The sequence below is a fragment of the Streptomyces sp. NBC_01241 genome, assembly GCF_041435435.1.
Taxonomy (GTDB): domain Bacteria; phylum Actinomycetota; class Actinomycetes; order Streptomycetales; family Streptomycetaceae; genus Streptomyces.
On record NZ_CP108494.1, the window covers coordinates 520,173 to 537,035 of the forward strand.

A 16,863-nucleotide genomic window follows, 5' to 3' on the forward strand; every position below is an offset into this window, starting at 1 on the left:
TACAAGTCCCCCCTAGAGTTCTGTGCGCATGTCCCCCCTTACCGCTCGATGGGGTCCTGACCAGCAGGCAGGGGTTGGTCCCCGCATGCTCGGGTGGCTAGCCTCCCCCGCACAGGGGTCTAACTCACGGGGCCCCGGGTAAGCGACAGCCGGCCGCTGCGTCGCCCACGGAAATGGGGTTTCCTTCAGATGGTGGACGACGGAACGCTGCGCGAGTATCTGAAACTGGTCACCACGGATCTGCACCGGACCAGGCAGCGGTTGCGCGAGGCCGAGAAAGGAAATCGGGAGCCGATCGCCGTCGTCGGCATGGGCTGCCGTTTTCCCGGCGGGGTGTCCACGCCGGAAGAGCTGTGGCGGCTCGTGTCGGCGGGTGCCGACGCCGTCGGCCCGTTCCCCGAGGACCGCGGCTGGCAGCAGTCCGGACTGCTCGGCGAGGACGGCCGCGGCCAGGACACCGGCTCCGCCGGCGAAGGCGGTCACGACGACGGCCGCGACGGCGGCGGCTTCGTCCGAGAGGGCGGATTCGTCGGTGACGCCACCCGGTTCGACGCGGGGTTCTTCGACATCTCGCCGCGTGAGGCCCTCGCCATGGACCCGCAGCAGCGTCTGCTGCTGCAGACGTCCTGGGAGGCCGTGGAGGCCGCGGGTATCGATCCGTCGTCGCTGCGCGGCAGCCGCACCGGTGTGTTCGTCGGTGCCAACGACCAGCACTACACCTCGCTGCTGGCCGGCGCCGAACAGGACAACCAGGGCTATCTGCTGACCGGTGGCGCGACCGCCGTGATCTCCGGCCGGGTGGCCTACTCCCTGGGCCTGGAGGGTCCCGCGGTCACCGTGGACACCGCCTGCTCGTCGTCGCTCGTCGCCCTGCACCTGGCGTGCCAGTCGCTGCGGCGGGGCGAGAGCACCCTGGCGCTCGCCGGCGGTGTGACCGTGATGGCGACGCCCGGTGTGTTCTCCGAGTTCAGCCGGCAGGGCGGGTTGGCCGCCGACGGCCGGTGCAAGTCCTTCGCGGCGGCGGCCGACGGCACCGGCTGGTCCGAGGGTGTCGGTGTCCTGGTGGTGGAGCGGCTGTCCGACGCGCTCCGGCTGAACCACCCGGTGCTCGCGGTGGTGCGCGGTTCGGCGGTGAACCAGGACGGCGCGTCCAACGGGCTGACCGCGCCCAACGGGCCCTCGCAGCAGCGGGTGACGCTGCAGGCCCTGGCGGACGCCCGTCTGGCGCCCGGTCAGGTCGACGCCGTGGAGGCGCACGGCACCGGCACGAACCTCGGCGATCCGATCGAGGCCCAGTCGCTGATCGCGGCGTACGGTCAGGACCGGTCCGCGGGCCGGCCGTTGTGGATCGGCTCGGTCAAGTCCAACATCGGCCACACGCAGGCCGCCGCCGGCGTCGCGTCGGTGATCAAGATGGTGCAGGCGCTGCGTCACGGCGTCCTGCCGCGGACCCTGCACGTCGACGAGCCCACCGGGCACGTCGACTGGAGCGCCGGCTCCGCCCGGCTGCTCACCGAGGCCCGCGACTGGCCGGAGACCGGCGAACCGCGCCGGGCGGGCGTCTCCTCGTTCGGGCTGAGCGGCACCAACGCCCATCTGATCCTGGAGCAGGCACCCCCGGCGGAGCCCCGGCCGGAGCAGGACGCGGCCCCGGCGGCGCGCCGGCCGGCCGGTGTGCCGCTGCCGTTCCCGGTGAGCGCGAGGTCGGCGTCCGCGCTGCCCGGGCAGGCCGCCCGGCTGCGGGCGCGGGTGGCGTCCGACCCCGGGCTCGATCTCACCGGCCTCGCCCACGCCCTGGCGACGACCCGCGCGGCGCTGCCGCACCGGGCCGTGGTGACCGCGGGCGGCCGCGAGGAGCTGCTCGACGCCCTGGCCGCCGTCGAACAGGGCGCCCAGAGCCCCCGGGTGCGGTACGGGGTGGCCCGCGGGAGCCGTCCGGCGGGGAAGCTCGCGATGCTGTTCACCGGTCAGGGTGCGCAGCGGGCCGGTATGGGCCGCGAACTGTACGCCGTGGAGCCGGTGTTCGCGCGGGCGCTGGACGAGGTGTGCGCGGCGATGGACCCGCACCTGGAACGCCCGTTGCGCGAGGTGCTGTTCGCGGAGCCGGATTCGTCCGCGGCCGGGCTGCTGGACCGCACCGAGTACGCCCAGCCGGGGCTGTTCGCGATCGAGGTCGCGCTCCACCGGCTGTTCACGCACTGGGGTGTCGCCCCCGACTACCTGCTGGGCCACTCCGTCGGTGAACTCGCCGCGGCCCATGTGGCCGGGGTGTGGTCGCTGCCGGACGCCTGTGCGCTCGTCGCCGCCCGGGGCCGGCTCATGCAGCGGATGGCCGGGGACGGCGCGATGCTCGCGGTCCGGGCCGGCGAGGACGAGGTCCGTGCGACGCTCGCCGCGCACGCCCCCGGGGCCGTCGTCGTCGCCGCCGTCAACGGGCCGGCCGACGTGGTCGTCTCCGGCGACCGCGACGCCGTCGTCCGGCTGGCCGCCCACTGGGCGGAGCAGGGGGTGCGGACCCGGCCCCTGCGGGTGTCCCACGCCTTCCACTCCGCCCATATGGACCCGATGCTCGACGAGTTCCGCGCGATCGCCGCCGGGCTGACGTACGGGTCCCCCACCGTCCCGGTCGTCTCCAACGTCACCGGCACGGTGGCCGGGGCCGAGGAGCTCGCCGACCCCGACCACTGGGTCCGCCAGGTCCGTGAGGCGGTGCGGTTCGGGGACGGTGTCGCCTGGCTCGACGGGCACGGTGTGGACCGGTACCTCGAACTCGGACCGGACGGTGTCCTCGCCGCCATGGCCGGCGAGTCGCTCGCGCACCGTGACGAACCCGCCGTCGTGGTGGCGGCGTTGCGGCGTTCCCTCGGCGAGCCGGCCGCCGCGACAGCGGCCCTGGCCGAGCTGCACGCGTACGGTGTGACCCCCGACTGGACGGCCGTGCTCCCCGGTGTGACCGGCCTACCGGTGGCGCTGCCCACCTATGCCTTCGAGACGGAGCACTACTGGCCGCGGCTGTCGTGGGCGCCCGGCGACGTGACGGCGGCCGGGCTCGGCGCCACCCGGCACCCGCTGCTGGGCGCCGGTGTCTCCGTCGCCGACGGCGACGAACTGCTGTTCTTCGGGTGGCTCTCGCCCGGCCGGCCGCAGTGGTCGGCCGACCACGTGGTCCTGGGGCACACCGTGCTGCCGGGCACCGCGTTCGTGGAACTCGCGGTCCGCGCGGGCGACCAGGCCGGTTGCGGCGGCGTCGAGGAGCTGGTGCTCGAGACGCCGCTGGTGCTGCCCGAGCGGGGCGGCGTGCAGGTGCAGGTCGCGGTCGGCGCCGCCGACGGGGCCGGGCGGCGGGACGTGACCGTGTACGCGCGGCCCGGCGCCCCCGCGGACGAGGGGTGGCCCGAGCGCCCCTGGACCCGGCATGCGAGCGGTGTCCTGGCCCCGGAGCCGCCCGCGGGCCGGGGCCCGGACGGCGACTGGGCGCGGCAGTGGCCGCCGGCCGGCGAGGACGTGCCGGTGGAGGGCGTGTACGAGCTGCTGGAGGCCGCCGGACTGGAGTACGGCCCGGCCTTCCGCGGCGTCCGGAGCCTGTGGCGGCTCGGCGGCGAGGTGTTCGCCGAGGTGTCCCTCGCGGAGTCCGAGGAACCCCGGGCGCGTGCCTACGGCATCCATCCGGCGCTGCTCGACGCCGCTCTCCAGGCCGCGGCCGGAGCCGGCCCGTCCGCTCCGGGCACGGCGGGGATCCCGTTCTCCTTCACGGGCGTCACTCTGCGGGCGTCCGGCGCCGCGGCGCTGCGGGTCCGGCTGACACCGCTCGACGGCGGCGGCGTCGCCGTCGCGGCCGCGGACCACGACGGCGAGCCGGTCCTCTCGGTCGACCGGCTGGTCGTCCGCCCCGTGGCAGCGCCGCCCGGGGCCGCCGACGAGGCGGACGGTCTCTGCCGTCTCGAATGGACCCCGCTCGCCGCCGGCCGGGCCCCCGGTACGGCGCCGTCCGGCGTGGCCGTGGACGCCTTCGGGCCGGCCCCGCTGCTCCCCGACGGCCCGCTGCCGCGGACCGTGGTGCTGCGCGCCGACGGCCCGGCGGCGGATGCCGCCGCCGGGCCGGCCCGGGCGCGGGCGCTGACCGGGCGGGTGCTGGACGCGCTCCAGCAGTGGCTGGCCGACGAGCGGTGCGCCGATGCGCGGCTGGTCGTCCTCACCCGCGACGCGGTGTTCGCCGCCCCCGGCGACCGGGCCCCCGATCCGGCCGCCGCCGCGGTGTGGGGTCTGGTGCGGGCCGCGCAGTCCGAGGAACCCGGCCGCTTCGTGCTGGTGGACACCGACGGCGACGGTGTGCCCTGGCAGGCCGTCACGGCCGCGGTGGAGGCGGGCGAGCCGCAGATCGCCGTGCGGGCGGGGGCGGCCTTCGCCGCCCGGCTGGTGCGGGCCGCGCATCCGTCCGGTCTGCCCGTGCCGGCGGCGGCGTCGTGGCGGCTCGCCACGCGGGAGCCCGGCACCCTGGACGGACTCTGGCTCGCGCCCGCGGAGCCGGCGGAGCCGCTCGGTCCGGGACAGGTGCGTTTCGCCGTGCGGGCCGCGGGGCTGAACTTCCGCGACGTGCTGTACGCGCTGGGCATGTACCCGGGCGAGGTGGAGCTCGGCGGCGAGGCCGCGGGCGTCGTCCTGGAGACGGGGCCGGAGGTCTCGGGCCTGGCGCCCGGCGACCGGGTCATGGGTGTGTGCACCGGCGCGTTCGGGCCGGTCGCGGTGACCGATCACCGGCTGCTGGCACCGATGCCCGCGGACATGACGTTCGCGGAGGCGGCCGCGGTGCCGATCGCCTACGCCACCGCCTACTACGGTCTGGTCGACCTGGGCGGGCTGAAAGCCGGCGAGGCGGTCCTGGTGCACGCCGCCGCGGGCGGTGTGGGCACCGCCGCCGTCCAGCTCGCCCGGCACCTCGGCGCCGAGGTGTTCGCCACCGCCTCCCCGGGCAAGTGGGACGCGGTACGGGCCATGGGTGTCCCCGACGACCACATCGCCTCGTCCCGGGACCTCGGTTTCGAGGACAGCTTCGCCGCCGTCACCTCCGGGCGCGGGGTGGACGTCGTCCTCGACGCGCTCGCGGGCGAGTTCGTCGACGCCTCGCTGCGGCTCCTGCCGCGTGGCGGCAGGTTCGTCGAGATGGGCAAGAACGACATCCGGGACGCCGACGAGGTCGCCGCCGCTCATCCGGGCGTCCGCTACCGGGCGTTCGACCTGGTGGAGGCGGGCCCCGCGCGTATCAGGGAGATCCTGGCCGAGCTGCTGGAGTTGTTGCGGACCGGGGCGCTGCGGCTGCCGCCGGTGCGGGCGTTCGCCCTGCGGCAGGCGCCGGACGCGTTCCGTCACGTCAGCCAGGCCCGGCACATCGGCAAGGTGGTCCTCACCGTCCCGCGGGCGCTCGACCCCGACGGCACCGTCCTGGTCACCGGGGGCACCGGCGGTCTGGGCGCACTGCTGGCCCGGCATCTCGTCACCGCCCACGGTGTGCGCCGTCTCGTGCTGCTCAGCCGGAGCGGTCCGGACGCGCCGGGCGCGGGGGAACTGGCCGCCGAACTGGCCGAGCTGGGCGCCGACGTCGAGATCGTGGCCTGCGACGTGGCCGACCGCGACGCGCTCGGCGCCGTGCTCGGCGCGATACCGGCCGGCCGTCCGCTGACCGGTGTGTTCCACACCGCTGGTGTGCTCGACGACGGGACCGTCGGGGCGCTGACGCCGGAGCGGCTGGACACCGTGCTGGGGCCCAAGGCGGACGCCGCGTTCCATCTGCACGAACTGACCCGTCGTCATGACCTGGCGGCCTTCGTGCTGTTCTCCTCGGTCGCCGGGACCCTCGGCGCTCCCGGTCAGGGCAACTACGCCGCGGCCAACGCCTTCCTCGACGCCCTGGCCCAGCACCGGCACGCCGCCGGTCTGCCCGCGCTGTCGCTGGCCTGGGGCGCCTGGGACGGCACCGCCGGCATGGCCGCCCGGCTCACCCGGGTGGACCGCGACCGCGTCGCCCGCTCCGGCTTCCCGCTGCTGGCCGCCGGCCACGGACTCGCCCTCCTCGACACCGCGCTGGCCGCGCCGCACGCGGCCCTGGTGGCGACCGGGCTGGACACCGCGGCCCTGACCGCCGCCGGTTCGCTGCCGCCGATGCTGACCGGTCTGGTCCGTCCCGGTGCCCGGCGCACGGTCGGCGATGCCGCGCCGGTGGAGCGCGGCGCCTGGGCCGACCGGCTCGCCGCGCTCGCCCCGCAGGACCGTGCCCGGTTCCTGCTCGACCTGGTCCGTTCGGCCGCCGCCGCGGTCCTCGGCTTCTCCGGCCCGCGGGCGGTCGAGGAGGGGCGGGCGTTCAAGGAACTCGGCTTCGACTCGCTGACGGCCGTCGAACTCCGCAACCGGCTGGCCGCGGCCACCGGGCTGCGGCTGCCGGCCACCCTGGTCTTCGACCACCCGACGCCCCGCCTGCTGGCAGCGATGCTCGGCCGGGCCGTGGTGGGCGACCGCGAGGAGACGGCCGACGTCCCCGGGACGGCGGACGCGCCCGCGCCGGCCAACGATCCGATCGCGATCATCGGGATGAGCTGCCGGCTGCCCGGCTCCGCCGACACCCCCGACGCGTTGTGGCGGATCGTCAGCGAGGGCGTCGACGCCATCGCTCCGTTCCCCGACGACCGCGGCTGGCGGCTCGACTCCGTCTACGCGGCCGACAGCGCCGGGGCCGGTCTCAGCCGGACCTTCGAGGGCGGGTTCGTCGACGGCATGGCGGACTTCGACGCCGAGTTCTTCGGCATCGGCCCGCGTGAGGCCCTCGCCATGGACCCGCAGCAGCGGCTGCTGCTGGAGACCGCCTGGGAGGCGGTCGAGCACGCCGGGATCGCCCCCGGCTCGCTCGCCGGCAGCCCCACCGGTGTCTTCGTGGGCGCGGCGTCGACCGGCTACGGCACGGGCCCGCTGGACATCCCCGAGGGGACGGGCGCGCATCTGCTGCTGGGCACGTCGACGAGCGTCGCCTCCGGCCGGGTCTCCTACGTGCTCGGCCTGGAGGGCCCCACCCTCACGGTCGACACCGCCTGTTCGTCCTCGCTGGTGGCCATGCACATGGCCGCCGAGGCGCTGCGCCGCGGTGAGTGCTCGATGGCCCTGGTCGGCGGTGTCACCGTCATGACCACGCCGAGCATGTTCACGGACGGCAGCCAGGGCGGCGCGCTGGCCGCCGACGGCCGGTGCAAGGTGTTCTCCGCCGACGCCGACGGCACCGGCTGGAGCGAGGGCGCCGGGATGCTCCTGACCGAGCGGCTCTCCGACGCCCGGCGCAACGGCCACCGTGTGCTGGCGGTGCTGCGCGGCTCCGCGGTCAACCACGACGGCGCCAGCAACGGCCTGACCGCACCGAGCGGTCCGGCCCAGCAGCGGGTCATCCGCCGGGCGCTGCGCAGTGCCGGCCTGGAGCCCCACGAGGTCGACGCCGTCGAGGCGCACGGCACCGGAACCGCGCTCGGCGACCCGATCGAGGGCGGGGCCCTGCTTGCCGTGTACGGGCAGGAGCGGCCCGCCGGGCGCCCGCTGTGGGTCGGCTCCGTGAAGTCCAACATCGGCCACTCCCAGTGCGCCGCCGGGGTCGCCGGCGTCATCAAGATGGTGCAGGCCCTGCGCCACGAGGTGCTCCCGGCGACGCTGCACGCCGCGGAGGCGACGCCGCACGTCGACTGGTCGTCCGGGGCGATGCGGCTGCTCACCGAGCCGGTGCCGTGGCCGCGCGACGGCGTCGTGCGCCGGGCCGGTGTGTCGTCGTTCGGCATGAGCGGCACCAACGCCCACGTCGTCCTGGAGGAGGCTCCGGCCGAGCCGGCGCCCCGGACGGCCGACGCTCCGGCCGCCGCGCCCGTGGTCGCCGAATCGCCGGTGCCGTGGGTGCTGTCCGGCCGGACGGAACCGGCGCTGCGCGCCCAGGCGGCGCGGCTGCGCGAACGGCTCGTCGAGCGGCCCGGCCTCGCCGCCCCGGAGTCCGTCCCGGAGGTGGCCCGTGCCCTGGCCACCGGCCGGACCGCGTTCCGCCACCGCGCCGTCCTGCTCGGACCCGATCCGGCGCGCTACCTCGACCAGTTGGATGCCCTGGCCGCGGGCCGCGGTGTCCGGGGCCTCGTCAGGGACGAGGCGGGACCGGACGGCCCGGTCGCGTTCGTCTTCCCCGGGCAGGGCTCGCAGTGGCCGGGGATGGCCTCGGAACTGCTGCGTACCGCACCGGTGTTCCGTGACGCGCTGAGCGAGTGCTCGGCGGCGATCGCGGAGCACGCCGGCTGGTCGGCCGAGGACGTCCTGCGGGGCGTCGAGGGGGCCCCGTCGCTGGAGCGGCTGGACGTCGTCCAGCCGGCCCTGTTCGCGATGATGATGTCCCTGACCGCGCTGTGGCGGGCGCACGGCATCGTGCCGGAGGCCGTGGTCGGGCATTCGCAGGGCGAGATCGCGGCGGCCTGCGCCGCGGGGGCCCTGACCCTGCCGGACGCGGCGCGGATCGTCGTGGCCCGCAGCCGGCTGCTCGCCTCCCTGGACAGCGCCGGCGCGATGCTGACGGTGACCCTGCCCGCCGGTGAACTCGCCGAGCGGATCGCTCGGTGGCCGGGCCGGCTGCACCTCGCCGCCGTCAACGGCCCCCGGGCCACCGTGGTGTCGGGCGACCTCGAGGCGGTCGGGGAGCTCGCCGCGGCGCTGGCCGCCGACGGGATCGCCGCCCGCCGGATGCCGATCACCGGCGCCGCCCACTCCCCCGAGGTCGAACGGCTCCGCGACGAGGCGCTCGCCGCGTTCGACGGGATCGCCCCGCGGGCCGCGGCCGTCCCGCTCTACTCGGCCGTCGACGGCGGCCCGGTCGACGGCGCCGCCCTGGACGCGGAGCACTGGTACCGGAACATGCGGCTGCCGGTGCGATTCGCCCCGGCCGTCGCCGCCATGCTGCGCGACGGCTTCCGCGCCTTCGTCGAGCCCAGCCCGTATCCGTCGCTGACCGCGAACGTCGAGGACGTCGCCGACGCCGAGGGCGCCGACGACACGGTCGTCGTCACGACGCTGCGCCGCGACAACGGCGGTCCGGGCCGCTTCCGGGAGGCGGTGGCGACCGCGTTCGCCCGGGGCCTCGCCCTCGACTGGGACGCCGTCCTGCCCGCGCCGGGCGCCTCGGCCGCCCTCCCCGAGCTGCCCGGATACCCGTTCCAGCGGCGGCGGTTCTGGCTGGAGCCCGCCGCGCCGGCCGTGGCGACGGCGGGTCCCGGCGTCGCCGACCCGGCCGACGAGGCGTTCTGGGACGCGGTCGCGGGCGGCGATCCGCTGGCGCTCGCCGACGCGCTCGACGTGTCCGACCCGCAGCGGCGCGAGCTGCTGGAGGGCGCCGCGTCCGTGCTGCCCGTCCTGTCGGCGTGGCGTGCCGAGCGCGGTGACCGGTCCACCGTGGACCGCTGGCGCTACCGGATCCGGTGGCGGCGCACCACCCGGCTTCCGCGGCCGGTGCTGTCGGGCGTCTGGCTCCTCGTCGCCCCGGCCCACGACCCCGGCGGTGTCGTGGGCCGGATCTCCGGGGCGCTCGCCGAACGGGGCGTCACCCAGGTCCTGACAGTGACCGTCTCCGACGACGACCCGTACGGCGAGGGTCTGGCCGCCGGCCTCGCGGACGCCGTGGCCCGGGCCGCCGACGGCGCGGGCCCCGGCCCGGCGGGCGCCCGTGTCGCCGGGCTGCTGTCCCTGCTCGGCCTCGACACCCGCCCCGGCCCCGGTGGCGTGGCGAACGGTGTCGCCACCACGCTCGCGCTGGTCCGGGCGGCCGAGGACCTCGGCGTGGCCGCGCCCCTGTGGGCGGCGACCCGCGGCGCGGTGTGCGTCGGCGAGGCCGACCCGGCGCCGGACCCGGCCCAGTCGGGGCTGTGGGGCCTCGGGCTGGCCGCCGGGCTGGAACTGCCCGCCCGCTGGGGCGGTCTGGTGGACCTGCCGGCCGAGCTCGACGACCGGGCCGCCGACCGTCTGGCCGAGGTCCTGGCCGGTGAGAACGGCGAGGACCAGGTCGCCGTACGCCCCGCCGGGGTCTTCACCCGCCGCCTGGTGCGCGCGCCGCTGGGCCACGCTCCCCGCACCGAACCGTGGCGGCCGACCGGCACCGCGCTGGTCACCGGCGGCACCGGCGCTCTCGGCGCGCACGTCGCCCGCTGGCTGGCCGGGCTGGGCGCGCCCCGTATCGTCCTGACCAGCCGCAGCGGACCGCAGGCGCCGGGCGCCGCGGAGCTGGCCGCGGAACTGACGGCGGCCGGCACCGAGGTGCTGATCGAGGCCTGCGACGTCGGCGACCGCGAGGCGCTGCGGGCGCTGCTCGCGGGGCTCGACGACGGCCCGCCCGTGACCACCGTCGTCCACGCCGCCGGGGTGACCCGGTCCGCGTCCGTCCTGGACACCACGGCCGAAGAGGTCGCCCAGGTGATCGCCGCGAAGGCCGACGGCGCGCGTCATCTCGACGAACTCCTCGGCGACGGCCTCGACGCGTTCGTCCTCTTCTCGTCGGGCGCCGCCGTCTGGGGCGGCGCCGGCCAGGCGGCCTACGCGGCCGCCAACGCCCATCTCGACGCGCTGGCGCTGCGGCGCCGCCGGCAGGGCCGGACGGCCACGTCGGTATCGTGGGGCGGCTGGGACGGCGGCGGTATGGCGGACGCCGAGGCGATCGAGCTCCTCGGACGGCGCGGTCTGCGGCTGATGCCGCCTCAGCTCGCCCTCGTCGCCCTCGGACAGGCCCTCACCCACGACGAGACGCTGCTCACCGTCACCGACATGGACTGGGCCCGCTTCGTCCCCGGCTACACCGCGGCCCGTCCCCGTCCGCTGATCGGCGAGATCCCGGAAGCGGCGCGGGCCCTGGCCGTCGCCGACGGCGGCGACGGCTCCGGCGGCGACGAGGCGGGCTCCGGTCTCGGCCGTCAGCTCGCCGCGCTGCCCGCGGGCGAACGCCGGCCGTTCCTGCTGACCCTGGTGCGCACCGAGGCCGCCGCCGCGCTGGGCCACACGGGTCCGGCCGACATCGAACCGGGCCGCGCCTTCCGGGAGCTCGGGTTCGACTCCCTGACCGCCGTCGACATCCGCAACCGGCTGCGCGCCGCGACCGGCCTGCGGCTGCCCACCACCATCGCCTTCGACCATCCGACGCCGAACGCGCTGGCGGGCTTCCTCGCCGACGAACTGCTCGGCGCGTCCGCGCCCGCCGGTACGCCCGCGGCCGGTACCGCGGCGGAGGCGGGGGCCGCGGCCGGGTCCGCCGACGAGCCCGTCGCCATCGTCGGCATGGGCTGCCGGTTCCCCGGCGGGGTGCGCTCGCCGGAGGACCTGTGGGACCTCGTCGTCCACGGCCGGGACGCGATCACCCCGTTCCCCGACGACCGGGGCTGGGACCTCGACGCCCTCTACGACCCCGACTTGTCGCGGCCCGGCAGTTCGTACGTCCGCGAGGGCGGCTTCCTGGACGGCGCGGGCGACTTCGACGCCGAGTTCTTCGGCATCAGCCCCCGCGAGGCGATGGCGATGGACCCGCAGCAGCGGGTGCTGCTGGAGACCGCCTGGGAGGCGCTGGAGCGCACCCGCGTCGACCCTGCGGGGCTGACCGGCAGCCGCACCGGCGTGTTCGTCGGCACCTCGTTCCAGGGCTACGGGCTGGGCGACGCCGACGCGCTCGGCGCCGCCGAAGGATTCTTCCTCGCCGGAACGGGAACGGCCGCGGTGTCCGGGCGCCTGTCCTACAGCCTCGGCCTGGAGGGCCCGGCCGTCACCGTCGACACCGCCTGCTCCTCGTCACTGGTCGCGCTGCACCTCGCCTGCCAGTCGCTCCGGCAGGGCGAGTGCGACCTGGCCCTGGCCGGCGGTGTCACCGTCCTGCCCACGCCGGTGTCCTTCACCGAGTTCAGCCGCCAGCGCGGCCTGGCGCCCGACGGCCGCTGCAAGCCGTTCGCCGCCGCGGCCGACGGCACCGGCTGGAGCGAGGGCGTCGGAGTCGTCGCCGTGCAGCGCCTCAGCACCGCCCTGGCCGAAGGCCGGAACATCCTGGCCGTGGTCGCCGGTTCCGCCGTCAACCAGGACGGCGCCAGCAATGGACTGACCGCGCCCAACGGCCCCTCCCAGCGCCGCGTCATCGCCGCCGCCCTCGCCGGCGCCCGGCTGGACGCCGGCGACGTCGACCTCGTGGAGGCGCACGGCACCGGCACCCCGCTCGGCGACCCCATCGAGGCCCAGGCCCTGCTGTCCGTCTACGGGCCGGGACACTCCGCGGAGAACCCGCTGTGGCTCGGCTCGGTCAAGTCGAACATCGGCCACTCCCAGAGCGCCGCGGGCATCGCCGGAGTGATCAAGACCGTGATGGCGCTGCGGCACAGCGTCCTGCCGCCGACCCTGCACGTCGACGAGCCCACCCCGCACGTGGACTGGTCCGAGGGGTCGGTGGCGCTGCTCACCGAGGCGCGGCCCTGGCCGGAGACCGGCCGGATCCGCCGAGCCGCTGTGTCCTCCTTCGGCGGCAGCGGCACCAACGCCCACGCCGTCCTCGAACAGGCACCGCTCGCACCGGCGCACGACGACGGCGACGAGGCACCCGACGCACCGCCCCGCGCGACGGCCGGCGAGGCGCAGCCCGCGCCGCCGCACGACGCGACCGGCGAGGCGCCCGACGCGACGTCCTCCGCCACCGGCGCCGGGGCACCGGCCGCGCTGCCGTGGCTGCTGTCCGGGCGCAGCGAGCGGGCCCTGCGGGAGCAGGCCCGACGGCTGCACGACCACCTCGGGCGCGGGCCCGCGCCGGAGGCGGGCGACGTCGCCTGGTCGCTGGCCACCACCCGGACCGCGTTCGAGCACCGTGCGGTGCTGCTCCCGGGCGACCGCGACGCCTTGGCCGCCCTGGCAGCCGGGGAACTCCCCGCCGGTGCGGTCCTCGGCCGGGCCGTCGAGGGCCGCACCGCGTTCGTCTTCCCCGGCCAGGGGTCGCAGTGGGCCGGTATGGGCGGCCCGCTGCTGGAATCCGACGCCGTGTTCGCTGAGACGGCCGCCGCGTGCGACGAGGCGTTCGCCCGTCACACCGACTGGTCCGTGCTCGACGTCCTGCGCGGCGCCGACGGCGCGGCCTCGCTGGAGCGCGACGACGTCGTCCAGATCTCGCTGTTCACCGTGATGGTCTCGCTGGCCGCGATGTGGCGCTCCTGGGGCGTCGAACCCGACGCCGTGGTCGGCCATTCGCAGGGCGAGATCGCCGCCGCGTACGTCGCCGGGGCGCTCTCCCTGGACGACGCGGCACAGGTGGTCGCCCTGCGCGCCGACCTCCTCGCGAGCGTCGTCGGCCGCGGCGGCATGCTGTCGGTGGCGCTGCCGGCCGTCGAGATCGAGAAGCGGCTCGCCGCGTGGGAGGGCCGCCTCTGTCTCGCCGTGCGCAACGCGCCCGGCACGAACGTCGTCAGCGGCGACCGGGACGCGCTCGCGGAGTTCGCCGCGGCGTGTGCCATGGAGGAGATCCGCGTCAAGCCGGTCCGGATCGGCTACGCGTCGCACTCGCACCATGTGGACGGGCTCGCCGGCCCTCTGCGGGAGGCGCTGGCGGACATCCGGCCGCGGACGGGGGCGGTCCCGCTCTTCTCCAGCGTGACCGGCGGCTGGGTCGAGGGGGCCACGCTGGACGGCGCGTACTGGTTCGACAATCTGCGCCGCTGCGTCGGGTTCGAGCCCGCCGTGCGCTCTCTCGCCGCCCAGGGCTACCGGCATTTCGTCGAGGTCGGTCCGCACCCCCTGCAGGCCATGGGCATCCAGGAGACGCTCGAGGACATCGGCGACGACGGCGTCCCGTGGCCGCAGCCCGTCTCCTCGCTGCGCTCCGGGCAGGGCGACGCGGCCCGTATGCTCGCCTCCGCCGCCCAGGCGCACGTGTCCGGCATCCGTGTCGACTGGCGCAAGGTGCTGGGCGGCCGCGGCGCACGCGCCGTCGATCTGCCCACCTACGCGTTCCAGTCCGACCGGTACTGGATGAGCTCGCCGGGGACGGTGTCCGGGACGGACCAGTCCGGCGCCGGGCTGGACGCCACCGCGCATCCGGTGCTCACCGCCGCCGCTCCGGTGGCGGGCACCGGCACCCTCCTGCTGACCGGCCGGATGTCGACCCGGACCCACCCGTGGCTCGCCGACCACGCCGTCCTCGGCACCGTCCTGGTGCCCGGTACCGCCTTCGTCGATCTCGCGGTCACCGCGGGCGGCCGGGCCGGCTGCCCGTTCGTCGAGGAACTCACCCTCGAGACGCCGCTGGTGCTGTCCGACACGGACGCCGTGCGCGTCCAGGCCGTCGTCCGGCCGCCGGACGACACCGGGCGGCGGTCCGTGGGCGTCTGGTCCCGGCCCGACGACGGCTCACCGGACTTGGGCGACGCCGACGGCGACTGGGTGCTGCACGCCACCGCCACCGTCGCGCCCGCCGCGCCCGTGGCGGCGGAGCCCGAAAGTCTGGCGCAGTGGCCCCCGGCCGGAGCGGCCGAGATCGACCTCGGAGGCTTCTACGACGACCTCGCGGCCCTCGGCTACAGCTACGGGCCCGCGTTCCAGGGCATGCGTGCCGCCTGGCACCGTGACGGAGCGGTGTACGCGGAGGTCGCTCTCCCGGACGGCCCGGAGGCCGACGGCTTCGCCGTCCACCCGGCCCTTCTGGACGCGGCGCTGCACGGCATCGGCATGCTGCGGTCGCTGGGCGGGGGAAGCGAACCGGTCCGGGCGGAACTGCCGTTCGCCTGGCGCGGTGTGCGGCTTCTGCAGCACGGCGTGCGGGCCCTGCGGGTCCGGCTGACCCTGGGCGGGACGGGCGGCATCGGTGTGACCGTCGCCGGCACCGACGGCGCGCCGGTCGCCACGGCGGACTCGATCGTCTCCCGGCCCGTGCCGGACGGTTTCGGCGCGGGACACCCGTCCCGCAACGCGCTGTTCCAGGTCGGCTGGGCGGAGGTGGGGGGCGTCCCGGCGCCCCCCGTGCCGTCCTGGACGGTGTACGGCCCCGACCCGCTGGACCTCCACGCCGGGCTCCTGGCGGCCGGGGCGCCGGCCCACCGGGCCGACGACACCGACGGCTCCGGTGGCTCCGACGGCTCCGGCTTCGGCGACGAGGCCGGTGCGGGCGTCGTCCTCGCGTCCCTGGCCACAGCGGACGGGTCCGCGGAGCCGGCCGGCGTGCCGCGCGACGCGCTCCGGCTCGTGCGCCGGTGGCTCGCCGACGAGCGACGCGCGGACGCCCGCCTCGTGATCGTCACCCGGGGAGGCGTGGCGGCCGACGTCGACACTGACACGGACACGGACATCGGTGATCTCGCGGGAGCCGCGGCCTGGGGGCTGATCCGCTCCGCACAGGCCGAACACCCCGGCCGGTTCGTCCTGGTCGACCTCGACGGCCCCGTCTCACCCGACGTGCTCGCCGAGGCACTGAGCTGCCCGGAACCGCAGGTGGCGGTGCGCGCCGGCCGGTTGTACGCGCCGCGCCTGGCGCGGGCCGAGCGGCCGGCGGAGACGTCCCTCGACGCCGGTGGCACGGCGCTGATCACCGGCGGCACCGGCACCATCGGCTCGGCGCTCGCCCGGCATCTGGCCGCCGAACACGGCGTCCGCCGGCTCGTGCTGACCAGCAGGCGCGGCCCGAAGGCACCGGGTGCGGACGGCCTCGTGGCCGACCTCGCCGCCCTCGGCTGCGAGGCCACGGTCGTGGCCTGCGACATCGGCGAACGGGACGAGGTCGCCGACCTGTTGCGGACCGTCCCGGCCGACCGGCCGCTGCGCATCGTGGTGCACGCGGCCGGGGCACTCGACGACGGCCTGGTCACCGGCCTCGACGACGCCCGGCTCGACCGGGTGCTGCACGCCAAGGCGAACGGCGCGTGGCATCTGCACGATCTGACCCGGGACCTGGAGCTGTCCGCGTTCGTGCTCTTCTCCTCGGCCTCGGCGACGTTCGGCGCCGCGGGGCAGGCCAACTACGCCGCCGCGAACGCGTTCGTGGACGCCCTCGCCCACCACCGCCGGGCCCGCGGGCTGACGGCGGTGTCCATGGCGTGGGGCCCGTGGGCCGAGGCGAGCGGCATGACCAGCGGGCTCACCGACGCCGACGTCCGGCGCGTCGAACGGCTCGGTGTGACGCCGATGTCCACGCGGGACGGCATGGCGCTGTTCGACGCCGCGCTCGGCTCCGCCACCGCGGTCGCCGTCCCGATGCTCCTCGACACCGGTGCGCTGCGCATCCGTTCCGAGACGGCGCCGCCGCTGCTGCGGGAGCTCGTCCGGCCCGGCCGCCCCTCCGCCGTCGCCACCGGCGACGACGGGGCGGAGCTGCGCCGCCGCCTCGCCGACCTCGGCGACGCCGAGGGCCACAAGGCGGTCCTCGACCTCGTCCGCACCCAACTCGCCGTCGTCCTGGGCCACTCCGGTGGTGAGGCGGTCCGGCCCGACCGGGGCTTCCTCGAAACCGGCGTCGACTCCCTCACCGGCGTCGAACTCCGCAACCGGCTCGCGGCCCTGACCGGGCTGCGCCTGCCGGCCACTCTGGTGTTCGACCACCCCACACCGATCGCCCTCGCCCGGTACCTCCGCGCCGAACTGCTGCCGGAGCCGGTGGCCCCGTCCGCGCGCGCCCTGGAGGAACTCGGCCGGCTGGCGGAGGTCCTGGCCGCCGTGTCCCCCGACGACGCCGACCGTGCCACGGTCGGCAGCCGGCTGCGGGAGCTGCTCGCCGGGTGGAACGACGGACGGCAGCGGCCCGATGACGCCGTCAGCCTCGAAACGGCGACCGCCGAGGAGCTGTTCCAGATCCTCGACGAGTCCGACTGAACCGCC

The 16,863-nt window shown here is 76.6% G+C and carries 1 protein-coding gene; it reads left to right on the forward strand.

Annotated features, from left to right (window positions below):
* Positions 1 to 189 precede the first annotated feature (189 nt).
* Positions 190 to 16,857 (forward strand): type I polyketide synthase, encoded by a 16,668-nt coding sequence (locus OG306_RS01835; protein WP_371665063.1) that lies wholly within the window; start codon positions 190 to 192, stop codon positions 16,855 to 16,857.
* The last annotated feature ends 6 nt before the right edge of the window (positions 16,858 to 16,863 follow it).